The sequence below is a fragment of the Streptomyces sp. AC558_RSS880 genome (assembly GCF_019049255.1).
Taxonomy (GTDB): Bacteria; Actinomycetota; Actinomycetes; order Streptomycetales; family Streptomycetaceae; genus Streptomyces.
Genome location: NZ_JAGMUJ010000024.1, coordinates 1 through 21,792, shown reverse-complemented (window position 1 = coordinate 21,792; position 21,792 = coordinate 1). Strand labels below are relative to the sequence as shown.

21 protein-coding genes and 1 pseudogene are annotated in these 21,792 nt (G+C 73.8%); 12 read left to right on the top strand and 10 right to left on the bottom strand.

The genetic code is table 11. The annotated features are described in order from the left end of the window. Positions 1-37: 37 nt before the first annotated feature. A complete protein-coding gene (gene folE, locus KUM38_RS09455) occupies positions 38-643 on the top strand; it encodes a GTP cyclohydrolase I FolE (protein WP_217128852.1) in 606 nt (201 codons plus the stop codon). 90 nt (positions 644-733) lie between these two features. On the opposite strand, the gene KUM38_RS09450 is transcribed toward folE, so the two are convergent. The 5 genes from KUM38_RS09450 to folP all read right to left on the bottom strand — a co-directional run bounded on the left by KUM38_RS09450 (position 734) and on the right by folP (position 3,922). Then, positions 734-1,222, bottom strand: a complete 489-nt coding sequence (locus tag KUM38_RS09450) for a DUF3180 domain-containing protein (RefSeq protein ID WP_217128851.1) — start codon at positions 1,220-1,222, stop codon at positions 734-736. Between the two features lie 60 nt (positions 1,223-1,282). Then, complete coding sequence (gene folK, locus KUM38_RS09445) at positions 1,283-1,894, bottom strand: 2-amino-4-hydroxy-6-hydroxymethyldihydropteridine diphosphokinase (protein WP_217128850.1); 612 nt, start codon at positions 1,892-1,894, stop codon at positions 1,283-1,285. After that, positions 1,891-2,250, bottom strand: a complete 360-nt coding sequence (folB, locus tag KUM38_RS09440) for a dihydroneopterin aldolase (protein WP_217128849.1) — start codon at positions 2,248-2,250, stop codon at positions 1,891-1,893. Before folB ends, folK begins: the two co-directional genes overlap by 4 nt. Before the next feature lie 257 nt (positions 2,251-2,507). Then, positions 2,508-3,011 (bottom strand): nuclear transport factor 2 family protein, encoded by a 504-nt coding sequence (locus KUM38_RS09435; protein ID WP_217128848.1) that lies wholly within the window; start codon positions 3,009-3,011, stop codon positions 2,508-2,510. Continuing rightward, on the bottom strand, positions 3,008-3,922 hold the full coding sequence (folP, locus tag KUM38_RS09430) for a dihydropteroate synthase (protein ID WP_217128847.1): 915 nt from the start codon (positions 3,920-3,922) through the stop codon (positions 3,008-3,010). Before folP ends, KUM38_RS09435 begins: the two co-directional genes overlap by 4 nt. A 554-nt stretch (positions 3,923-4,476) precedes the next feature. Here folP and KUM38_RS09425 point away from each other — a divergent pair. After that, entirely contained in the window at positions 4,477-5,775 is a 1,299-nt protein-coding gene (locus KUM38_RS09425) for a hypothetical protein (RefSeq protein WP_254396926.1), read from the top strand. Positions 5,776-5,930: 155 nt separating this feature from the next. On the opposite strand, the gene KUM38_RS09420 is transcribed toward KUM38_RS09425, so the two are convergent. Both KUM38_RS09420 and KUM38_RS09415 read right to left on the bottom strand, forming a co-directional pair. Next, entirely contained in the window at positions 5,931-7,265 is a 1,335-nt protein-coding gene (locus KUM38_RS09420) for a PH domain-containing protein (protein ID WP_217128846.1), read from the bottom strand. Next, positions 7,262-7,792 carry a PH domain-containing protein gene (locus KUM38_RS09415; protein WP_217128845.1) on the bottom strand — a complete coding sequence of 177 codons (531 nt, stop codon included), beginning with the start codon at positions 7,790-7,792 and terminating at the stop codon, positions 7,262-7,264. The genes KUM38_RS09420 and KUM38_RS09415 overlap by 4 nt, the downstream gene beginning before the upstream one ends. A gap of 31 nt (positions 7,793-7,823) precedes the next feature. On the opposite strand from KUM38_RS09415, the gene KUM38_RS09410 reads away from it, so the two are divergent. Further along, positions 7,824-8,975, top strand: coding sequence for an NADH-quinone oxidoreductase subunit D (locus KUM38_RS09410; RefSeq protein WP_217128844.1), 1,152 nt, complete (start codon positions 7,824-7,826; stop codon positions 8,973-8,975). Here the strand turns inward: KUM38_RS09410 and KUM38_RS09405 are convergent. Next, entirely contained in the window at positions 8,940-9,980 is a 1,041-nt protein-coding gene (locus KUM38_RS09405) for an SAM-dependent methyltransferase (RefSeq protein WP_308408935.1), read from the bottom strand. The two genes, KUM38_RS09410 and KUM38_RS09405, sit on opposite strands and share 36 nt — an antisense overlap. 150 nt (positions 9,981-10,130) lie before the next feature. Between KUM38_RS09405 and KUM38_RS09400 the strand changes: the two genes are divergently transcribed. The 3 genes and pseudogenes from KUM38_RS09400 (at position 10,131) to KUM38_RS09390 (ending at position 12,748) form a co-directional block, all read left to right on the top strand. Beyond that, the gene (locus KUM38_RS09400) at positions 10,131-11,333 is read left to right on the top strand and encodes a sensor histidine kinase (protein WP_217128842.1); all 1,203 of its coding nucleotides are present in this window, start codon (positions 10,131-10,133) and stop codon (positions 11,331-11,333) included. Between the two features lie 74 nt (positions 11,334-11,407). After that, complete coding sequence (locus KUM38_RS09395; protein WP_073936742.1) at positions 11,408-12,079, top strand: response regulator transcription factor; 672 nt, start codon at positions 11,408-11,410, stop codon at positions 12,077-12,079. A gap of 31 nt (positions 12,080-12,110) precedes the next feature. After that, a pseudogene (locus tag KUM38_RS09390) lies at positions 12,111-12,748 on the top strand (ATP-binding protein). Positions 12,749-12,766: 18 nt separating this feature from the next. Here the strand turns inward: KUM38_RS09390 and KUM38_RS09385 are convergent. Beyond that, the gene (locus KUM38_RS09385) at positions 12,767-13,873 is read right to left on the bottom strand and encodes a DUF5937 family protein (RefSeq protein WP_217128840.1); all 1,107 of its coding nucleotides are present in this window, start codon (positions 13,871-13,873) and stop codon (positions 12,767-12,769) included. Positions 13,874-13,967: 94 nt separating this feature from the next. Continuing rightward, complete coding sequence (locus tag KUM38_RS09380) at positions 13,968-15,188, bottom strand: low specificity L-threonine aldolase (RefSeq protein ID WP_217128839.1); 1,221 nt, start codon at positions 15,186-15,188, stop codon at positions 13,968-13,970. A 246-nt stretch (positions 15,189-15,434) separates the two neighbouring features. On the opposite strand from KUM38_RS09380, the gene KUM38_RS09375 reads away from it, so the two are divergent. The 6 genes from KUM38_RS09375 to KUM38_RS09350 all read left to right on the top strand — a co-directional run. Then, on the top strand, positions 15,435-16,367 hold the full coding sequence (locus KUM38_RS09375; RefSeq protein ID WP_217128838.1) for a Rossmann-like and DUF2520 domain-containing protein: 933 nt from the start codon (positions 15,435-15,437) through the stop codon (positions 16,365-16,367). Next, entirely contained in the window at positions 16,364-17,380 is a 1,017-nt protein-coding gene (panC, locus tag KUM38_RS09370; protein ID WP_217128837.1) for a pantoate--beta-alanine ligase, read from the top strand. Before KUM38_RS09375 ends, panC begins: the two co-directional genes overlap by 4 nt. Next, complete coding sequence (locus KUM38_RS09365; RefSeq protein ID WP_217128836.1) at positions 17,377-19,083, top strand: L-aspartate oxidase; 1,707 nt, start codon at positions 17,377-17,379, stop codon at positions 19,081-19,083. The genes panC and KUM38_RS09365 overlap by 4 nt, the downstream gene beginning before the upstream one ends. Before the next feature lie 5 nt (positions 19,084-19,088). Next, positions 19,089-20,063 carry a carboxylating nicotinate-nucleotide diphosphorylase gene (gene nadC / locus KUM38_RS09360; RefSeq protein WP_217128835.1) on the top strand — a complete coding sequence of 325 codons (975 nt, stop codon included), beginning with the start codon at positions 19,089-19,091 and terminating at the stop codon, positions 20,061-20,063. 8 nt (positions 20,064-20,071) lie between these two features. Beyond that, the gene (locus tag KUM38_RS09355) at positions 20,072-20,869 is read left to right on the top strand and encodes a type III pantothenate kinase (RefSeq protein ID WP_217128834.1); all 798 of its coding nucleotides are present in this window, start codon (positions 20,072-20,074) and stop codon (positions 20,867-20,869) included. Positions 20,870-21,302: 433 nt separating this feature from the next. After that, a partial coding sequence (locus tag KUM38_RS09350) for a hypothetical protein (RefSeq protein ID WP_254396925.1) occupies positions 21,303-21,792 on the top strand: 490 nt, incomplete at its 3' end.

The following is a 21,792-nucleotide window of genomic DNA, read 5'->3' as shown; positions in this document are numbered from 1 at the left end:
CCCCTCACGCGTGAGGACACAGGAACGAGGCACCCACATGACCGACCCCGTGACGCTGGACGGCATAGCCCCCATCGGAGAGTTCGACGAGAAGCGGGCCGAGAACGCCGTACGCGAACTCCTGATCGCGGTCGGCGAGGACCCGGACCGGGAGGGCCTGCTGGAGACTCCGGCGCGGGTGGCGCGGGCGTACCGGGAGATATTCGCGGGGCTGTGGCAGAAGCCCGAGGACGTGCTGACGACGACGTTCGACCTCGGTCACGACGAGATGGTGCTGGTCAAGGACATCGAGGTGTATTCGACCTGTGAGCACCATCTGGTGCCGTTCCGGGGCGTGGCGCACGTCGGGTACATCCCGGCCACCAGCGGCAAGATCACAGGACTGTCCAAGCTGGCCCGGCTGGTGGACGTCTACGCCCGCCGCCCGCAGGTGCAGGAACGACTCACCACGCAGATCGCGGACTCCCTGATGGACATCCTGGAGCCGCGCGGGGTGATCGTGGTCGTGGAGTGCGAGCACATGTGCATGTCGATGCGCGGGATCCGCAAGCCCGGTGCGAAGACCCTCACCTCGGCCGTGCGCGGTCAGCTGCGGGACGCGGCGACGCGCAACGAGGCGATGAGCCTGATCATGGCGCGCTGACACGACGCACGTCACGCACCGACGGGGTCGCGCCTCACGCCCCGGGCCGGTGCGGTCGCGTCTGACGCCCCGGGCCGACGTGAGCAGGCCTCACGCCGCCGGAGCCGTGCCCGGGCCACCCGTGTCGTCGTCCTCCGGGAGCTTGCAGACGCGCTCCAGGAAGATGGCCGCCGCTATGACGCCGATGCCCGCCAGGACCGAGAGGCCGGCGTAGACGGCCTGGTCACGGCGGGCGGGGATGTCCAGGGACTCCAGCAGGAAGACGCCCGTGCCGCCGTACATGCCGGCGACGAGCGCGGCCACCAGGGCGCTGGCCTGCCCGAAGACGACCGCGCGGGCCGCCATCAGGGGGTCGACGCCCTTGGCGTCCTGCTGCCGCTCGCGCTGGGCCTTGAGGCGGGCGCGCAGGGAGAGCGCGGTGGCCGCGAGGACCACCGCGATCAGGGCGAGGACGATGGGCGCGGCCACGGGCACGCTCGGCAGCGTGCCCAGGGAGTTCCAGAGGCGGGCGCCGGCCCAGGACAGGATTCCGGCCACGACGAAGACGCCTGCCAGCACCCTGATGCGCAGCTCTTTCACGGTGTCCCTTCGCGTTCCCCCGGACGGTGCCCCGGAATGTGGTCGTGTCGACCTTAACGGCTACTCGGGCAGCCGGAGTTCCAGGTCCTCGCGGGGTGTGACGCCCTCACGGGTGACCGCGCCGAGGAGATCGGCGACCGGGCCGCGGCCGGGGAGCTCCGCCTCGGGGTCGACGTCGTGCCAGGGGGCGAGCACGAAGGCGCGCTCGTGGGCGCGGGGGTGCGGGAGCGTGAGGTGCGGGTCGTCGGAGTGGAGATCCGCGTAGGAGACGATGTCCACGTCCAGGGTGCGCGGGCCCCAGCGCTCGTCCCGGACCCGGTGGAAGGCCTCCTCGACCGCGTGCGCCCGCTCCAGCAGGGAGGACGGGGGCAGGGTGGTCTTCAGGACCGCGACCGCGTTGAAGTACGAGGGCTGGCTGCCGGGCTCGACGCCCCACGGCTCCGTCTCGTAGACGGGGGAGACGGCCTTCACCCGGATGCCCGGGGTGTCCTCCAGGGCGTCGACGGCCCCCTGGAGGGTCTCCAGGCGGTTGCCGAGGTTGGCGCCGAGGGAGACCACGGCACGCTTCGGGTTCTGCAGGGTGGTGTCGGCGGCGTCGACCTGCTCGACCACGGAGGTGGGGACGGGCTGGACGGTCGGGTCGGTCTGGCCCTGGGCGGACGGCCTGGTCATACGCGGCTCCGGATGATGGTGACGGTCACGTCGTCGAAGGGCACGGTGATCGGCGCGTCCGGCTTGTGGACGCACACCTCGACCTCCTGCACCACGTCGTGCTTCAGACAGACCTGGGCGATGTGCTCGGCGAGCGTCTCGATGAGGTTGACGGGCTCGCCCTGGACGACCGCCACGACCTCTTCCGCCACGATGCCGTAGTGCACGGTCTTCGTCAGGTCGTCGTCGGCCGCGGCCGGCCGGGTGTCCAGGCCGAGGACGAGGTCCACGATGAAGGTCTGGCCCTCCTCGCGTTCCTTGGGGAACACACCGTGGTGCCCGCGGGCCTTCAGGCCGCGCAGCGCGACACGATCCACGCGAATCACTCCTGCAGTCGTCGGTCCGGCCGGTCGGTGCCTGTGCGGGCGGCACACCGGTCCGCACTTGAATCTACCCGCGGGCACCGACAGCGCCGGTGGCCCGGGGGTGCGGGTACGGGCCGGTGGCCGGGGAGGTCACCGCCCGTTTCCTCCGGGGAGGCCGGGGGTTCACGGCGGGGCGGCCCCTGTCCGTCCCGCCGTGATGCCGGCCACTTCTGGTGAGGGGCGACGGGCCCTGAGGTCCGTCTACCCGTTCAGGCCGGAGTGTCGTCGTCCTCGTCGTCCTCTTCCTCGGCGAGGACCGGGGAGGCGTGGTGGGACCAGAGCTTCCAGCCGGACGGGGTGCGCCGGAACACGTTGGTGGCGACGACGAGCTGGCCGACCAGGGGGCCGAGCTCCTCGCCGGCCTCGGGGGCGGGGCCACCGCTGAGGATGTTCTCGGTGCAGGTCACCAGGGCGGTGTCGCCGGTGACGGAGACGTGCGTGTCGGTGAGGAAGAACTGGATGTAGTCGGTGTTCGCCATGATCAGGGCGTACGACCTGAGCACCTCGCCGCGTCCGGTGAGCACGGGCCAGCCGGGGTGCACGCAGGAGACCACGCCGGTGTCCGCGGGGTCGTGGTACGACTCGTCGACGCCGAGGTCGCCGGGGGTCAGCCAGAGCGACGCGACCTCTTCGAAGTCGCCCCTCTCGAGCGCCTCGTAGAAGGCGGTGTTGGCGGCCTCGACGTGCTCGACATCGGTGTGGGGCGCGCTCACCGGGCTCCTTCTGCGCCGTGCGCGCCGGGTTCGGGGGGTGTGGTGTCCGCCGTGCGCGCCTGCGCGATGGCGCGGGTGACCCGTACGGCGTCCGCGGTGGCGCGTACCTCGTGCACGCGGACCGCCCAGGCGCCGGCCTGTGCGGCGAGGGCGGAGACGGCGGCGGTGGCCGCGTCGCGTTCCCGCGCGGGCGGGGGCGCGCCGTCCGGGCCGGCCAGGACGTGGCCGAGGAACCGCTTGCGGGAGGCGGCGACGAGGACGGGGTGGCCGAGGGCCAGGACGCGGTCGAGGTGGGCGAGGAGGGCCAGGTCGTGGCCGGCGCCCTTGGAGAAGCCGAGGCCGGGGTCGACGATCACACGGTCGGCGGCGATTCCGCCCTCCAGGACGGCTTCCACGCGCGCGTGGAGTTCTTCGGCGACCTCCGCGACCACGTCGGCGTACACGCCCTTGATGTTGCCGCCCTCCAGGAAGCCGCGCCAGTGCATGACGACGAAGGGGGCGCCGGCGGCGGCGACGACGGGGATCATGGCGGGGTCGGCGAGTCCGCCGCTGACGTCGTTGACCAGGGCGGCGCCGGCCGCGAGGGACTGTTCGGCGACGGAGGCGCGCATGGTGTCGACGGAGATCGTGACGCCCTCGGCGGCGAGGCCGCGGACCACGGGGATGACGCGCTTGAGCTCCTCGGCCTCGTCGACGCGGGTGGCGCCGGGCCGGGTGGACTCGCCGCCGACGTCGATCAGGTCGGCGCCCTGGGCGACCAGGTCGAGGCCGTGCTTGACGGCGGTCGTCGTGTCGAACCAGCGGCCGCCGTCGGAGAAGGAGTCGGGGGTGACGTTCACGACTCCCATGACCGCGCAGCGGTCCCGGTGAGGAAGGCCCGCGACCTGGCGGGGTCCGCTGTGGTTGCTCATATGTTCAGCGTAGGCCCAGCAAGGGGCGAGGGTGTGCCCCGGGCCGGACGGGGCGTCCAGGGGCCTTCCGGGGCACGGACACGTTGTGCCCGGGTCCCGCGGCCGTGGCGAGGGAGGAGTTCCGGCCGTCCACCGCCGCCTCGTCACCGGGTTCCCGGACGTCCGGTCCGGTCTCCCGGGTCCGCGCCTCGCCGCCGTCTCCGAGCGGCCCATGGCGGCGGAGGACGGGGAGTGCGCCGGGCCGGCGGCGCGCCCTGTGGTTCCGCGCGGGGCCTTCGCGCCGGTGCCGATTCGGGCATCCGGTGACATTGCACCCTCCGGGGCGGTGTTTCGGGGGAGGGGTTCACCGCGCGGGCAAAGCGGCCGGGGAAACGGGAGTTCACTGGGTGAAGTTCGGTGGGCGGTTCACGGGGCAATAAATGATCTTGATAATTGGGCAATACGTCTATTCACGTGTGGTGTGCGTTCCCTGATGCCCTGTGAAAGCCTCGGTGTGGCTTTGTTTTTACGGGGCGGGGCACCAACATTCGCCTACGCGCGGTAAGTTTCTGGCCATGCCACGTGGACGTCACCGTCATTCCCCGCCCCTGCACAGGATGCTGCCCCCGTCGGCGATCGCAGGCGTGTCCGTCGTCTGCGCCCTGGGGCCCTGGGTGTTCACGCAACCGATGGTGCTCCGTGTCCTGGCCGCGGCCGCCGCGGCCACGGCGATCGGCGGCGCCGTCGTCATGCGGCACTGGGACACCCAGGCGGGCAAACGCGTCGCCGAGCTCACGCGCGCGCGTGCGAGTGACGAATGGCGTTTCGAGGAGCGGATCGCCGAACTGGAGTCCGACCTCGAGGAGTCGCGCGAGCTGCGGGCGAAACTGGAGCAGCGGTTGCGCGCCAAGCGCGCGGAACTCGCCGGGCTGCGCAACGAGCACGCGGCTCTGCTGCGGCGGTACGCCGCGTCGGAGGTCGACCGGGCGAGCGTCCTGGAGGAGCGCCGGGTGCTCGAGATAGGGGCCGCGGTTCCGGCCCGCGCCCTGCCGGCGGGACCGTCGGTGGCGCCCGACGACGCGGAGGCGTCCGCGACGGTGGAGCAGGACGAGGCCGTCGCCGGGGAGGTGCCGGCGGCTCCCTCCGTCTTCTCGCCGGAGGGGTCGAAGCTGTTCCTGCGCGCCGACGCGGCGCTGGCACGGCTCGCCGACGCCGCGGAGGACGGCGCCGACACGGACGTACGGACCGACGAGGCGTCCGGTCCGGCCGACGGCGCCCGGACCGGTGACACGCCGAAGGACGACGGCTCCCCGAAGGACGACGGCTCCCCGAAGGGCGACGACGCTCCCACGAGCCCTGAGGACGGTGGCTCCCCGAAGGGCGACGACGCCCCCGAGGGTCCCGAGGACGACGGCCCCGAGTCCACGAGGCGGTCCGAGCAGGAGAGGGCGCAGGAGGGCGAGGCCGAGGGGCAGGCCGAGGCGGTCGACGAGCACGAGCGCACGACCGCCTCCCCCGCGCCGGCGGCTTCCCCGGCCCAGCCCGCGCGGCAGCCCTCCGGGCACTTCACCGTGCCGACGGCGGTGGCGGTCGTACCGCCGACCGTACCGGTACGGCGGCAGGTGTCCGAGGGCGGTTTCGACTTCTTCGGGACGAAGAAGGACACGGACGGCGCCGCCCTGGACGCCGTGCAGAACGAGGACCTCGCCGACGTCGTCGGCCAGGAGGCGCTCGCGCTGCACAAGGCGGACGCCGAGGCGCGGTTCAAGCCCGCCGACGAGGAGGCGCGCGGTGTCGGCCAGGTCATCGACCTGACGGCACACGACGAGACGGAACACATCGACGTCGAGGGCCTGCGCAGCGCGAGCGCCTGAACCACCGGCCACCCCGACGGGCCCCGCGCACACCGCGCGGGGCCCGTCGGCGTTCCGCCGCGCCCGCACGCGCACACCGCGCGGAACGCCGACCGGGACGGGCTCCCACGGCCGCTGTGCGGCCTTTTCCCACCTCCGTGCACCATCCGTGCGGGTCAGGCCATCCAGCGGTCCGGGCGGGCGTCCCTGCGGCCGGTGCGGGAGCGCTCCGCCTGGGACCGCAGGAGGGCGGCCGCCTCCGCCGCGTCCCTCAGGCGGGCCGTCACCGACTTGTTCGCGCCGGTGTCCACGTGGACGTCCGCGACGCCCCGGGCCCGCTGCCAGGGGCCCTGGACCAGCCGTACGCTCTGCACCTTGGCGTGCGGCACCAGGGACAGGCTGCGTCGCAGCAGTCCGTGGCGGGCGGCGAACACCGCGTCGGTGACGGCGAGTCCGTAGCCCCGCCACCACAACGGAACGCACCACCGCGCGCGGCGCGGAGGCCGGGAGAGCGCCTCGCGCGGGGGCACGCTCACCCCGGGCAGCACCCGCGCGACGACCGACTCGGCGAGCTCGCGCGGAGCGACCGGCAGCAGCAGGGAGTTGGGCGAACCCGCCACGTCCAGCTCCACCCGCACCCAGTCGCGCCGCCGCCACAGCAGCGGCTCGACCAGTCGTACGGTCTGCACGCGCCCCGGCGGCACCGTCTCGTGCGCCCGGTCCAGCAGCCCGTGGTCGATGCGCAGCCCGTCGGGCGACTCGCCCAGCGTCCAGTCGTACTCGGCGACGAACCGGCCCACACTGCTCGCACCCGCGGCGCCGAGCAGCGGCACGGCCGCGGCGAGCACCGTCCACAGGCTGTGGGTGGCCGTCCACAGCAGCGGCACCACGACGGCGGCGACGAGGAGCCAGCCCCAGGTCGCCCCGGTCAGCAGCAGGGAGACGGCGAGGACGCCCGGTGGCACCCGCAGCATCTGCCGGGACGGCGCCTCGCCCACCTCGTGCGCGGTCTCCGGCGCGAAACCCGCCGCCCGCGCGAGGAGTTCCGCGCGCAGCGCACGCGCCTCGTCGGCGCCCAGGAAGGCGAGTTCGTCCTTCTTGTCGGTGCCTATGACGTCGAGTCTGAGCTTCGCCACGCCCGCCACCCGCGCGAGCAGCGGCTGGGTGACGTCGATGGCCTGGATCCGCTCAAGGCGGATGTGCGCGGTGCGCCGGAACAGCAGCCCGGTCCGGATGCGCAGCTCGCTCTCGGTCACCGCGAAGTGGGTGAACCACCAGGTCAGAAAGCCGTAGAGGGCGGCCGCCGGGATGAGTACGGCGAGACCGATCAGCAGGGTGGTGGTCGTCAGCCGGGTCAGCTGGCGCTGCGCCTGGTCGGGGTCGTGCAGCGCCCACCCGATCAGCACCGCGACGGGCGCCCACGCCCGCCTGAGCGGTGTGACGGGGTGCAGCCGCCTCTCGGTCACGGGCGGCTGGTCGTGTACGTCCTCGTGGACGTCGGGGGCCGTCACAGCCCCGCCGATCGGGCCTCGCCGAGCTCGGTGAGCCGGTCGCGCAGCCGTTCCGCCTCGGCCGGGTCGAGGCCGGGGATGGTGGCGTCGGTCGCCGCCGCCGCCGTGTGCAGCTGCACGCTGGCCAGCCCGAAGTGCCGTTCCACGGGCCCGGAGGTGACCTCGACCAGCTGCATCCGCCCGTACGGCACGATGGTCTCCCGGCGCCACAGGACGCCCCGGCTGATCAGCAGGTCGTCGGCGCGCTCCGCGTACCGCCAGGAACGCCAGTTCCGCTCCAGCAGCACCCAGCCCCAGATCAGCAGGGTCAGCGGCAGCAACGCGAAGGCGGCCCAGCCGGGCCCGGCCAGCAGCCCCGGCACCAGTGCGGTGGCCAGGGGCAGCAGCCCCAGCCACACCACCAGCAGCAACCGCCGCATCCTCAGCAGCCCCGGGGGCAGCGCGAGCCACACCGGCTCCCCGCCGCCCCAGGCCGCCGGCCCGCCCGTTCCCGCCGTCCCCGTGCCGTGCGGGCTCCCCGTCTCCATAGGGCCAGCGTACGTAGGGGAGACTGTGTTCATGACTCCTACGACGGAGACCATGGTCGGTATCGGCGGCGCGGCGGAGAGCACCGACATGGTGCTCAACATCGGACCCCAGCACCCGTCCACGCACGGCGTGCTGCGGCTGAAGCTCGTCCTGGACGGCGAGCGCATCGTCCACGCGGAGCCCGTGATCGGCTACATGCACCGGGGCGCGGAGAAACTGTTCGAGGCCCGCGACTACCGCCAGATCATCATGCTGGCCAACCGCCACGACTGGCTGTCGGCGTTCTCCAACGAGCTGGGCGTGGTCCTCGCCGTGGAGCGGATGCTCGGCATGGAGGTCCCCGAGCGCGCGGTGTGGCTGCGCACGCTGCTCGCGGAGCTGAACCGGGTGCTCAACCACCTGATGTTCCTCGGCTCCTATCCGCTGGAACTGGGCGGCATCACCCCGATCTTCTACGCCTTCCGGGAGCGCGAGGAGCTCCAGCACGTCATGGAGGAGGTCTCCGGCGGGCGCATGCACTACATGTTCAACCGCGTGGGCGGCCTCAAGGAGGACCTCCCCGCCGGATGGACCGCACGCGCGCGCGGCGCCGTCGCCGACGTCCGCTCCCGCATGGACCGCTTCGACGACCTGGTGCTCGGCAACGAGATCTTCCGCGGCCGCACGCGCGGCGTCGGCGTGCTGTCGCCGGAGGCGGTGCACGCGTACGGCGTGAGCGGGCCGATCGCGCGGGGCTCCGGCGTCGACTTCGACCTGCGCCGCGACGAGCCGTACCTCGCCTACGGCGAACTGGGCGGCGTCCTGAAGGTGGTGACCCGCGCGGAGGGCGACTGCCTCGCCCGCTTCGAGTGCCTCCTGGAGCAGACCCACAACGCCCTCGACCTCGCCGACGCCTGCCTCGACCGGCTCGCCGAGCTGCCCCCGGGCCCGGTCAACCAGCGGCTCCCGAAGGTGCTCAAGGCGCCCGAGGGGCACACGTACGCGTGGACCGAGAACCCGCTCGGCATCAACGGCTACTACCTGGTCAGCAAGGGCGAGAAGACCCCGTACCGGCTGAAGCTGCGCTCGGCGTCGTACAACAACATCCAGGCGCTCACCGAACTGCTGCCGGGGACGCTGGTCGCGGACATGGTGGCGATCCTCGGGTCACTGTTCTTCGTCGTCGGCGACATCGACAAATAGGTCCCGTACGTCCGCGGTCCCCACCGGCTGCACCAGCCACCCGAAGTCGCCGAGTCCGCCCGGCGCGGTGAGTTCGGCGGCCTCGCCGGCGCCCGCGAGGGCGCGTACGTACCCGGCCGGGTCGGTGGACGCCAGCGCGAGCGGGGGGCGTGCGCCGCTGATGCCCAGGGCGCGCAGGGCGTCCCGCTGGGTCAGCAGGCGCGTGCCGGGGAGCGCGGGGGCCGCGGCGCACGCGTCCAGGGCGACGTGCGCGGTGAGGTCGCACGACCCGTCCGGCACGGGCGTCGTCTCCCGCCCCTCCCGGAACGCGGTGAGCGTCCCGAACGGCGGCCGCGCGGCGGCCGTGTGCGCGTAGTCCACGGCGACGGCGAGCCCCCGCGCGAGCGTGCCGACGGCCGACGCCCAGGCCCGGTCCCGGGGCAGCCCGATCTCCGCGCGGAGCCCTTCCCCGGCCCCCAGCGGCCACCACCGTGCCAGCCACTCGGCCTCCGCGCCCGCGACCGGTTCCCCGAGCCGCTCCGTCCCGTCCTCCCGCACCAGCACCAGCCGCGGTACGCCCGAGGGGTCCACCTCGGCGACCTCCACGGGCACGTTGTCCAGCCACTCGTTGGCGAAGAGCAGTCCCGTGATCCCCTCCGGGGGCTCGGCCCGCCACTCGATCCGGTGATCCAGCCCGGCGGGCCGGCCGGCGAGCTCGACGGCGTACGCGCGTACGCGCGGTGCCACGTCGGCGGGCAGCGCGGCGAGGACACCGGTGACCAGTTCGCCCCGCCCGGCCGCCATGTCCACGAAGTCGAGCACCGTTGGCCGCCCCAGCGCCTCGTCGACCCGGCACAACAGCCGCGCCACCGCGCGAGCGAACAGCGGCGAGGCGTGCACGGACGTACGGAAGTGCCCGGCCGGGCCCGCGCCGGGCCCGCGGTAGAAGCCGCCAGGGCCGTACAGGGCGTCCTGGGCCGCCGCCCGCCAGCCCCGCCCGCCGCCCTCCACAGCCCCTGCCGTCACCGGTTCCACACCCCCGTCGTCACCGTCGTCACCGGCCCAGGTTAAGCGCGCGGACGGGCCGGGCCTCCACCTTGCGGAGTACACGTGCCGACCGGGGATCGGTCCTCCGGTTGACCCCTGCACGCATTTCGCTTCCCTACGCTGGGTTACGTGCAGCGCCTCTACGATTTCCTCCGCAGACACCCGACGTGGGTCGACGGCTTCTGGGCCGTGGTCCTGTTCGGGATTTCGGTCCTTGGCGGGGCGATCGTGGAGGAGTCCCGGGGGACGGAGCTGCCCGCGTTCACCGTGCCGGTCGTGCTGCTGCTGTCGCTGGTCGTCGCGCTGCGCCGCCGGATGCCCGAGCGGATGCTGGTCCTCGCCCTCGTCGTGGGCGTGGGGCAGCTGATCACGGACGTGGCGACACTGCCCGCCGACTTCGCCCTGCTGGTGATCGTCTACACGGTCGCGGCGGTCGGCGCCCGCTGGGCCTCCCGCCTCGCGCTGGCCGGCGGCCTGTGCGCGGCCCCGCTGGCGCAGCTGCGCTGGTTCAACGAAGACGTGAGCGTGGCGGCCAACATCGCCGTGATGATCCTCCAGGCCGTGCCCTTCGCCCTCGCCTGGGTGCTCGGCGACTCCATCCGCACCCGCCGCGCGTACTTCGCCCAGCTGGAGGAGCGGGCCGCCCGGCTGGAGAAGGAGCGCGAGGCGCAGGCCAAGGTCGCGGTCGCCGCCGAACGCGCCCGGATAGCCCGCGAGCTGCACGACGTCGTCGCCCACAACGTGTCGGTGATGGTGGTGCAGGCCGACGGCGCCGCCTACGTCCTCGACGCCGCCCCCGACCAGGCGAAGAAGGCCCTGGAGACGATCTCCTCCACCGGCCGCCAGGCCCTCGCCGAGATGCGCCGCCTGCTGGGCGTGCTGCGCACCGGCGAGCACCAGGAGGCCGGGGAGTACGTGCCGCAGCCCGACGTGCAGCAGATCGAGGACCTCGTCGAGCAGTGCCGGGGGTCGGGGCTGCCGGTGGACTTCAAGGTCGAGGGCACTCCGCGCCCGCTGCCCAGCGGTCTCGAGCTCACCGCGTACCGCATCGTGCAGGAGGCGCTCACCAACACCCGCAAGCACGGCGGGCCCAACGCGGGCGCCAGCGTGCGCCTGGTGTACTTCGACGACGGTCTTGGCCTCCTCGTGGAGGACGACGGCAAGGGCGCCCCGCACGAGCTGTACGAGGAGGGCGGCTTCGACGGCCAGGGCCACGGCCTGATCGGCATGCGCGAGCGGGTCGGCATGGTCGGCGGCACCCTGGACGCGGGCCCGCGTCCCGGCGGAGGATTCCGCATCAGTGTGCTGCTGCCGCTCAAACCCGCGCATTGACGCCCGCGCACGCCCCCTGTTGACACCTGTCACACCCCCTGCGACGACTTGACGACCGAATGGAAGAGGCCCCGATGACGATCCGCGTGATGCTCGTCGACGACCAGGTGCTGCTGCGCACCGGGTTCCGGATGGTGCTCGCCGCCCAGCCGGACATGGACGTCGTGGCGGAGGCGGGCAACGGCGTCGAGGCCCTGGAGGTGCTGCGGTCCACCGCCGTCGACGTGGTGCTGATGGACGTCCGCATGCCCAAGCTCGACGGCGTGGAGACGACCCGCCGGATCTGCGCGGACACCGACCCGCCGAAGGTGCTGATCCTCACCACCTTCGACCTCGACGAGTACGCCTTCTCCGGGCTCAAGGCGGGCGCGTCCGGCTTCATGCTCAAGGACGTGCCGCCGGGCGAGCTGCTCGCCGCGATCCGCGCGGTGCACAGCGGCGACGCCGTGGTCGCCCCGTCCACCACCCGCCGGCTCCTGGACCGGTTCGCGCCGATGCTGCCCAGCACGGGCAAGCAGCCCGAGCACAAGGAGCTGGAGCGCCTCACCGAGCGCGAGCGGGAGGTCATGGTGCTGGTCGCGCAGGGCCTGTCCAACGGCGAGATCGCGGCCCGGCTGGTGCTGTCCGAGGCGACCGTGAAGACCCACGTGGGCCGCATCCTGACCAAGCTGGGCCTGCGCGACCGGGTGCAGGTGGTGGTCCTCGCCTACGAGACGGGTCTGGTGCGGGCCGGCGGACACGGCTGAACGGACGGCCGCGCGCCGGTAGGGTGCGCGCGTGCTGCTGTGGATCAACGGCCCTTTCGGGGGCGGCGATCCGTCCGACGGGTGCCCGCACACGAGATACGGCGCCGCCTGCCGGGCAGCGTCCTCTGCGACCCGGAGCACCCCGGGTTCGGCCCGCACCGCATGCTGCCGCCCGGACTGCGCGGCGGCTTCCAGGACCTGCGGGCCTGGCGGCAGGGCGTCGTCGAGGTGCTCGGCCTCGCGCTGACCGGGCACGACGGCGTGGTGATCGCCCCCATGACCGTCACCGACTCCGGGCACGTCGCGGAGACCGTCGACCGGCTGCGCGAACTCGGGCACGACGTGCGCCACTTCACCCTCCTCGCCGAGCGCGCGACGGTGCTGCGGCGGCTGCGCGAGCGCGGCTTCGGCCACCTCCTCGGGGCCGCCCTGGGCAACGCCTCCCCGCGCCGGGAGAGCCGGGCGGTGCAGCGGCTCGACCACTGCCTGGAGCGGCTGAGCGAACCGGAGTTCGCCGAGCGCCTGTGGACCGACCACACCACGGTGCCGAAGACGGCGGACCGCATCGCCGTCCTGGCCGGGCTGAAGCCGCTCCCCCACCACGAGGGCCGGCTGCGGACCCGGCTGCGGCAGGCGGGCGTGGGCATCCGCCACATCCGCTTCGGCTGACCGACGCCGTACGCGCCCTCAGCGCAGGATCCCCTCCAGGAAGTCGCTGCCGAGCCGGGCCACGACCGCCACGTCCAGCTGGTGCAGCACGTACCGCCCACGGCGGCGCGTGGTGACCAGGCCGGCCTTCTTCAGCACGCCCAGGTGCCGGGATATCTCCGGCGCCGTCATGCCGTGCACCTGGACCAGCTCGCCGGTGGTGTACGCGCTGCGGGCGAGGTTGCGGCACATGCGCATGCGGACCGGGTGGGACAGCGCGGTCATCCGCAGGGCCAGCTGCTCGACCGTCGGCGGGGCGGCCGGCTCGGCGGAGCCGACCGGGTAGTGCAGCACCGGCTGCCAGCCGTACCGGTGCAGCACCATCAGGTGCGGCCAGCCGAGGCTGGTGGGGATCAGCAGCAGCCCGCCGTCACCCGTGGCCGTACGGCCGTCGCCCAGCTTGTCCACGCTGATCCGGCCGCCGGTCCCGTCGAGCGTCACCGCGGGGGACACCGAGGCCAGCGCCTCGGCCAGCCCCTTGTGCCGGAGCAGGTCGGTCTTGTGGCGGGTGTCCGCGGCGAGCTGATGCCGCAGCCGGGACCACGTCTCGGCGAAGAACGCCTCGTCGCAGTCCTGGAGGAACTGCCGCAGCCAGGCCCTGATCCGCGGCGGGTCGGCGAGCAGCCGCTCGGTGAACTCCGTCTGACGCGGCCCCCGCGCGGCGGCCAGCTCCAGCGAGCGGCGCCGCAGCCCCTCGTCGGTGAGCGGGCCCGCGCCCGGAGCACCGTAGGGGAGCGCGCAGGTGAACTCCAGGGCGGCGCCCACGAACTGCTCGTCGGACAGCTTGTCCAGCAGGTCCAGCTCCTCGACGAGCGTCTCGCCCGGGAGCGTCACGCGACCCGGTATGCCGGCGCTCGGCAGGAACAGGTCCGAGAACGTCGTCCGCCACAGGAAGTCCGCCTCGCACATCCGGTCCGCGAGGTGCGGGTCCAGCCGCGCGGTCACGCCCGTCACCCAGCCCTGGAGCCCCGGATGGTGCGACGGCTCGGACAGCGCGTGCAGCGCCATGCCGAGCTCGGCCAGGGGGGAGGGCACGACGGCGATCCTCTCCGGCCGCAGCCCCGTGATGTCGATGCTCACGCTCATGCCCACATGGTGCACCCCGACCGCGCCGGGCCTGAACGAAGGTTTCCTCGCCCCCGCCGCCCCTTCCCGTCCTGTCCCCGGGGGCGGGGAACCGTCAGTCCCGGACCAGTCGCCGCGCGAACTCCTCGGCCGCCGCCCGTACGTCGTCGGCCGTCCACTCCAGGCCCGCCGCGCGCACGTACACCTCCGTGAAGGACAGCCCCGGCCCCTTCGAGTCCCAGTGGTTGGCGAAGAGCACGGTTCCCGTCTCCTCGGCCGCCCGGATCACCGTCTCGACGACGACATCGGCGTCGTACGGCAGCCACACCTGGAAGTCGTGGGTGTGCGGCACCTCCGGGTGGACGCGGAACCAGGGCAACCCCCCTGCCTCCAGGCCCTCGCGCAGCGCGGCGGCCACCACGCGCGCGTGCCGGACGTACTCCGGCAGCCGGGGCAGCTCCCGGTCCAGGCCGATCAGCGCCGACAGCGCGGTCGGGAACTGCTGGAAGAGGTTCCCGCCGTACCGGTGCCGCCAGGCCTTCGCCTCCTCCACCAGCGTCGCGGGACCGGCGAGGGCCGCGCCGCCGAACGCGCCGAGGGACTTGTAGAACGACACGTAGACGCTGTCCGCGAGGCCCGCGATCTCCTCCAGCGGCCGGCCGAAGTGCTCGGTGCACTCCCACAGCCGGGCCCCGTCGAAGTGCACGACCGCGTCGCGTTCCCGCGCGGCGTCCACGACCTCCGTCAGCTCCTCCCACGTGGGCAGCGCGAAGCCGGCGTCCCTGAGCGGCAGCTCCAGCATCAGCGCCCCGAAGGGCTCCTCGAAGTCGCGGACCTCTTCGGCGGTGGGCAGCCGGGGCTCGCTCGACACGTGCACCGGCCGCAACCCGCTGACCTGGCTGAACGCGTTCCGTTCATGCACCTCGGGGTGGCTGAGCGGATGCAGGGCGACTGCCGGGCTGCCGGTACGTCCGGCCCAGCAGCGCAGGGCCACCTGCTGGGCCATCGTGCCGGTCGGGAAGAACGCGGCGGCCTCGGTGCCGAGCAGACCGGCGACCCGCTTCTCCAGGGCCTCGACGACACCGTTGCCGTAGATGTCGGACATCTCGTCGAGGTCGTACACACTCCCCGCGGCCTCCAGCAGCGCCAGCCGCTCCCGGAGCGGGGCGACGAAGCCGAGGCGCGCGAGCACGCGCGGGGCACCGCGCCAGGCGGCGATCCGCCGTTCGCGCAACGTCGGCCGCGACTCGCCGTCCGCCTCCGGGCCGGGCTCCCGCTCGTCCCGCACCGTCGTGGTGTCACTCGTGCCGTCCGTATCACTCATGCGCGCGATCATCCCGTGTCCCCGTCCGCGCGGGCACCCCCATTTCCGTCCGCGCATGTCCGTCCGCGCATGTCCGTACGCGCGGAGGTCCACGCCGCACGCGCGCGTGCCGCACCATTTCCGCACGCGCGTGTGCCACGACGGCGCACGGAAACCCACAGCCTGTGGACAACCGACCGCCCCCGGAACCGATCGCGTTAACATGACGAGAAATCGTCCGGTACCCCGAGCGGACTGGAACGGGAAGGCCGCCGTCGCGTGAACACAACCCCACAGCCAGATCCCCAAGGCCGCCCCGCGCGGCTCACCGTCGGCGTCGTCGGCGCCGGACGCGTGGGCCCCGTCCTGGCCGCGTCCCTCCAGCTCGCCGGGCACCGCCCGGTGGCCGTCTCCGCCGTCTCCGACGCCTCCCGCAGGCGTGCCGAGCGGATGCTCCCCGACGTGCCGGTGGTGCCGCCCGCCGAGGTGCTCCAGCGGGCCGAGCTGGTCCTGCTGACCGTCCCGGACGACGCCCTGCCCGAGCTGGTCTCCGGACTCGCCGACACCGGCGCGGTGCGGCCGGGCCAGCTGCTGGTGCACACCTCCGGGCGGTACGGCGCGAAGGTCCTCGACCCCGCCCTGCGGGCCGGCGCCCTGCCGCTCGCCCTGCACCCCGCGATGACGTTCGCCGGCACCCCCGTCGACGTGCAGCGCCTCGCCGGGTGCTCCTTCGGCGTCACCGCCCCCGAGGAGCTGCGACTGGCCGCCGAGGCCCTCGTCGTCGAGATGGGCGGCGAGCCGGAATGGATCGCCGAGGAGAACCGCCCGCTCTACCACGCGGCCCTCGCCCTGGGCGCCAACCACCTGGTCACCCTGGTCGCCCAGTCCCTGGAGCTGCTGCGCGCCGCCGGCGTCGGGGCGCCCGACCGGATGCTCGGCCCGCTGCTCGGCGCCGCCCTGGACAACGCCCTGCGCTCCGGTGACGCGGCCCTCACCGGCCCGGTCGCGCGCGGTGACGCGGGCACGGTCGCCGCGCACGTCACCGAGTTGCGCCGGCACGCTCCGGGGGCCGTCGCCGGCTACCTGGCGATGGCCCGCGCGACCGCCGACCGCGCCCTCGCCCACGGCCTGCTGAAGCCCGAACTTGCCGAAGATCTGCTGGGTGTGCTCGCCGACGGTGCGGAGCTGCCCGAGAACGGGGGAGACCGATGAAGCCCGACTTCGAACTCGTACCCACCTTCGACGACCTGGACTACGTCCTGGGGCACTTCGCCGTGCCGGGCCGCACCGCCGTCGTGATGACCATGGGCGCCCTGCACGAGGGCCACGCGACGCTGATCCGCGCCGCCCGCGAACACGTCGGCCGCGGCGGTTTCGTGATCGTCACCGTCTTCGTCAACCCGCTCCAGTTCGGCGCGGGCGAGGACCTCGACCGTTACCCGCGCACCCTCGACGCCGACCTCAAGACCGCCGAGGAGGCGGGCGCGGACATCGTGTTCGCGCCGTCGGCCGACGAGATGTACCCGGGTGGCAGGCCCGAGGTCACCCTCCGCGCGGGGGCCATGGGCGAACGCCTGGAGGGCGCCGCGCGCCCCGGCCACTTCGACGGCATGCTCACCGTCGTCGCCAAGCTGCTCCACCTCACCCGCCCCGACGTCGCCCTGTACGGCCAGAAGGACGCCCAGCAGCTCGCCCTGATCCGCCGCATGGTGCGGGACCTGAACTTCGGCGTCGAGATCGTCGGCGTGCCCACCGTCCGCGAGGAGGACGGGCTCGCCCTGTCCAGCCGCAACCGCTACCTCTCGGCCGCCGAGCGGCGCACCGCGCTCGCCCTGTCCCAGGCCCTGTTCGCGGGCCGCGACCGGCACGCGGCCCAGCAGGCGCTGCGCGCGCGGGCCAGCGAAGTGCCCTCCACGCGCGCGCGTGCCGAGGCACTCAGCGCCATAGGGGAGTCCCGCGCGGCGGCCGACGCGCACGCCGTCGCCACGGCCGCCGGCGGCCCGGCGGCCGTCCTCGCCGCCGCCCGCCTGGTCCTCGACGAGGCCGCCCGCCTCACGCCGCCCCTCGCCCTGGACTACCTGGCCCTGGTCGACCCCTCCGACTTCACCGAGATCGGCGACGACTTCACCGGCGAGGCCGTCCTCGCCGTGGCCGCCCGCGTGGGCACCACCCGCCTGATCGACAACATCCCCCTGACCTTCGGAACCTTCGGAGCCGCCTCGTGACCAGCACAGGCATACGACTGCACGCGCCCGCGCCCGGGTGGTCCATCGACGCGGACGTCGTGGTCGTCGGCTCCGGCGTCGCCGGCCTCACCGCCGCCCTGCGCTGCGAGGCCGCCGGCCTGACGACGGTGGTCGTCACCAAGGCCCGCCTCGACGACGGCTCCACCCGCTGGGCCCAGGGCGGCATCGCCGCGGCCCTCGGCGAGGGCGACACCCCCGAGCAGCACCTGGACGACACCCTGGTCGCCGGCGCGGGCCTGTGCGACCAGGAAGCGGTCCGGATCCTCGTCACCGAGGGCCCCGACGCCGTACGCCGCCTCATCGAGACCGGCGCGCACTTCGACGAGTCGGCCGACGGCGACCTGGAACTCACCCGCGAGGGCGGCCACCACCGCCGCCGCATCGCCCACGCGGGCGGCGACGCCACCGGCGCGGAGATCTCCCGCGCCCTCGTCGAGGCGGTCCGCGCACGCGGGATGCGCACCGTCGAGAACGCGCTCGTCCTCGACCTCCTCACCGACGCCGACGGCCGCACCGCCGGCGTCACCCTGCACGTCATGGGGGAGGGCCAGCACGACGGCGTGGGGGCGGTCCACGCCCCCGCCGTGGTCCTGGCGACCGGCGGCATGGGCCAGGTCTTCTCGGCGACCACGAACCCCGCCGTCTCCACGGGCGACGGCGTGGCCCTCGCCCTGCGCGCGGGCGCCGAGGTGAGCGACCTCGAATTCGTCCAGTTCCACCCCACGGTCCTCTTCCTCGGCCCGGACGCGGAGGGCCAGCAGCCGCTGGTCTCCGAGGCGGTACGCGGCGAGGGCGCCCACCTGGTGGACGCCGACGGCGTGCGCTTCATGCAGGGGCAGCACGAGCTCGCCGAACTCGCCCCGCGCGACATCGTCGCCAAGGGCATCATGCGCCGCATGCGGGAGCAGGACACCGAGCACATGTACCTCGACGCCCGCCACTTCGGCGCCGAGATGTGGGAACACCGCTTCCCCACGATCCTCGCGGCCTGCCGCGCGCACGGCATCGACCCGGTCACCGAGCCCGTGCCGGTCGCCCCGGCCGCCCACTACGCCTCCGGCGGCGTCCGCACCGACTCCCACGGCCGCACCACCGTGCCCGGCCTGTACGCGTGCGGCGAGGTCGCCTGCACCGGTGTGCACGGCGCCAACCGCCTCGCCTCCAACTCCCTCCTCGAGGGCCTGGTCTACGCCGAGCGCATCGCCGCCGACATCGCACGCGCCGGAACCCTCCACCCCCGCGTGCCGCAACCGCTGCCCACCACCGAGCGCCCCGCGTACCCCCTCCTCCCCCCGGAGGCACGCTTCACCATCCAGCGGATCATGACCCGGGGAGCGGGCGTCCTGCGCTCCGAGGCGTCGCTCTCCGAGGCCGCCGACCGTCTCCACCACCTGCACGCCGAAGCGCGCGACGCCCTCGACGAGAACGGCAAGACCGCCGAGCCCGGCGTCGACACCTGGGAGGCCACCAACCTCCTGTGCGTGGCCCGCGTCCTGGTCGCCGCCGCGCTGCGGCGCGAGGAGACCCGCGGCTGCCACTGGCGCGAGGACCGTCCCGAGCGCGACGACACGACCTGGCGCCGCCACATCGTCGTACGGCTGAATCCGGACCGATCGCTGGCGGCGCACACCACCGACACCACAGACTTCCCCCCGACCCTCCCCCAGGCCCAGGAGCAGTGACAGCAGTGACCACCCCCGACCTTCCCCTCGTTCCCTCCGGCGGCTGTGGCGACGGCTGCGCCTGCGGTGCCGACGAGGAGACCTACCTGGAGTGCGGCCTCGACCCCGCGCTCGCCCAGCTCCTGGCCGACGCGGGCCTCGACCCCGTCGAGGTCGAGGACATCGCCAACGTGGCCCTCCAGGAGGACCTGGCCCACGGCGTGGACGTGACCACGGTCGCGACCATCCCGGAGGACGCCGTCGCCACCGCCGACTTCACCGCGCGGGAGGCGGGCACCGTGGCCGGTCTCCGGATCGCCGAGGCGGTCATGTCGGTCGTCTGCACGGAGGAGTTCGAGGTCGAGCGCCACGCGGAGGACGGCGACCGCGTCGAGGCGGGCCAGACCCTGCTCTCCGTCACGACCCGCACCCGCGACCTCCTCACCGCGGAACGCAGTGCCCTGAACCTCCTGTGCCGCCTGTCGGGCATCGCGACGGCCACGCGCGCGTGGGCGGACGTTCTCGAAGGCACCAAGGCGAAGGTCCGCGACACCCGCAAGACCACTCCCGGCCTGCGCAGCCTGGAGAAGTTCGCCGTGCGCTGCGGCGGCGGCGTCAACCACCGCATGTCCCTCTCGGACGCGGCCCTGGTCAAGGACAACCACGTGGTGGCCGCCGGTGGTGTCGCCGAGGCCTTCAACGCGGTCCGCGAACGCTTCCCCGACGTCCCGATCGAGGTCGAGGTCGACACCCTGCACCAGCTCCGCGAGGTCCTGGACGCCGGCGCCGACCTGATCCTGCTGGACAACTTCACGCCCGGCGAGTGCGAGGAGGCGGTGGCCCTCGTCGACGGCCGCGCCGCCCTGGAGGCCTCCGGCCGCCTCACCCTCGCCAACGCGAAGGCGTACGCGGACACGGGCGTCGACTACCTGGCGGTAGGGGCCCTCACCCACTCCTCGCCGATCCTCGACATCGGCCTCGACCTGCGAGCGGCGGAGTAGGACCGGCCATGCTGCTGACGATCGACGTGGGCAACACGCACACCGTCCTGGGCCTCTTCGACGGCGACGACATCGTCGAACACTGGCGCATCTCCACGGACGCGCGCCGTACGGCCGACGAGCTGGCGGTCCTCCTCCAGGGCCTGATGGGCATGCACCCGCTGCTGGGCGACGAACTGGGCGACGGCATCGACGGCATCGCGATCTGCGCGACGGTCCCGTCGGTCCTGCACGAACTCCGCGAGGTGACCCGCCGCTACTACGGCGACGTCCCCGCGGTCCTCGTGGAACCGGGCGTGAAGACCGGGGTCCCCATCCTCACCGACAACCCCAAGGAGGTCGGCGCGGACCGCATCATCAACGCGGTCGCGGCGGTCGACCTCTACGGCGGTCCGGCGATCGTCGTCGACTTCGGCACGGCGACGACGTTCGACGCGGTCAGCGCGCGCGGGGAGTACGTCGGCGGCGTCATCGCCCCCGGCATCGAGATCTCCGTCGAGGCACTCGGCGTCCGCGGCGCCCAGCTGCGGAAGATCGAGGTGGCGCGTCCCCGCAGTGTGATCGGCAAGAACACGGTCGAGGCGATGCAGTCCGGCATCATCTACGGATTCGCCGGTCAGGTCGATGGCGTGGTCAACCGGATGGCCCGCGAGCTGGCGGACGATCCCGATGACGTGACGGTCATCGCGACGGGTGGGCTGGCGCCGATGGTGCTGGGCGAGAGCTCGGTCATCGACGAGCACGAGCCGTGGCTGACGCTGGTCGGGCTGCGCCTGGTGTACGAACGCAACGTGTCACGTCTGTGACGCGCGCGGCGTCTGCGCGGCCCGGCGCTTCGCGGGTGCCCCGCGGTGGTGTGGGCCGGGGGTGTTCGCGCGGCCCGGCGCTGGCGGGGTGCCTCCCCCACTCTCGGCTGCTCCCCCACTCTCGGCTTCGCTCGAGCGGGGGGACCCCCATGAGCGGGAGGTACCCCCACCGCCCACCCGTGCCGCCCTGGGAGCACCTCCCAGGCCCTTGAGGCACTGGGGGAGGCACGACTGCCCGCGGGAACGGGGGAGCGGGGAGCGGCGGACGGACACCTCCGAAGCGGGCCCCGACCCGCCCACCCACCGTGGGCGCTACGCACGCCCCCACCGGACCCGAACGATGCGCCGCAGGCATCCCGCCCACCCGGGTGGCACCCGACGCCACACCAGCGCCACACGTCGTGTTTGTCTGATTAGCCCGTATCGTCGGGGCATGCCCACGCCCTACGGACCCCGCGGCGGCATGGCGTTCGGCGCCGAGGAGCTGCGCGTGCTCCGCCGCGCTCTCGCCCTCGCCCTGTACCCCACCCCCGCCCCGGCCGACGACCTCCAGGACTGCCTCCGCCTCGCCGCGGACCTCGACGAGGCAACGCGGGAAAGTGCCCGGCTGCGCGCCTTCCTCCTGGCCGACCTCGGCCGCTACCGCGCCGCCCTCCCCGGCACCGCCGCCGGCTACCTCGCGCTCCTGGAGGAGGCGCTGGGCGCCGGATACCGCCCCCACGCCGACGACCTGGCCGCCCTCCGGGCCCTGCACGGCAACCCCACCGCCGCCGCCCTCCTGCGCCACTGCCGGCGCACCCTCCTCCTGGCCCTCCCCGGAGGCCGCGCGGCCACCGAGGACCCGCGGAAGAAGCCGGACCCGTCCCGAAAGCCACCCGCCACCCCGCCGAACCCCGCCACCCCGCCGAACCCCACCCCCGCGC

Excerpts from the sequence above, each read along its gene's own strand:
- folE (WP_217128852.1), top strand. The coding sequence starts at position 38 with ATGACCGACCCCGTGACGCTGGACGGCATAGCCCCCATCGGAGAGTTC.
- folK (WP_217128850.1), bottom strand. The coding sequence starts at position 1,894 with ATGACCAGGCCGTCCGCCCAGGGCCAGACCGACCCGACCGTCCAGCCC.
- folP (WP_217128847.1), bottom strand. The coding sequence starts at position 3,922 with ATGAGCAACCACAGCGGACCCCGCCAGGTCGCGGGCCTTCCTCACCGG.
- KUM38_RS09425 (WP_254396926.1), top strand. The coding sequence starts at position 4,477 with ATGCCACGTGGACGTCACCGTCATTCCCCGCCCCTGCACAGGATGCTG.
- KUM38_RS09415 (WP_217128845.1), bottom strand. The coding sequence starts at position 7,792 with ATGGAGACGGGGAGCCCGCACGGCACGGGGACGGCGGGAACGGGCGGG.
- KUM38_RS09410 (WP_217128844.1), top strand. The coding sequence starts at position 7,824 with ATGACTCCTACGACGGAGACCATGGTCGGTATCGGCGGCGCGGCGGAG.
- KUM38_RS09395 (WP_073936742.1), top strand. The coding sequence starts at position 11,408 with ATGACGATCCGCGTGATGCTCGTCGACGACCAGGTGCTGCTGCGCACC.
- KUM38_RS09385 (WP_217128840.1), bottom strand. The coding sequence starts at position 13,873 with ATGAGCGTGAGCATCGACATCACGGGGCTGCGGCCGGAGAGGATCGCC.
- KUM38_RS09380 (WP_217128839.1), bottom strand. The coding sequence starts at position 15,188 with ATGATCGCGCGCATGAGTGATACGGACGGCACGAGTGACACCACGACG.
- panC (WP_217128837.1), top strand. The coding sequence starts at position 16,364 with ATGAAGCCCGACTTCGAACTCGTACCCACCTTCGACGACCTGGACTAC.
- KUM38_RS09355 (WP_217128834.1), top strand. The coding sequence starts at position 20,072 with ATGCTGCTGACGATCGACGTGGGCAACACGCACACCGTCCTGGGCCTC.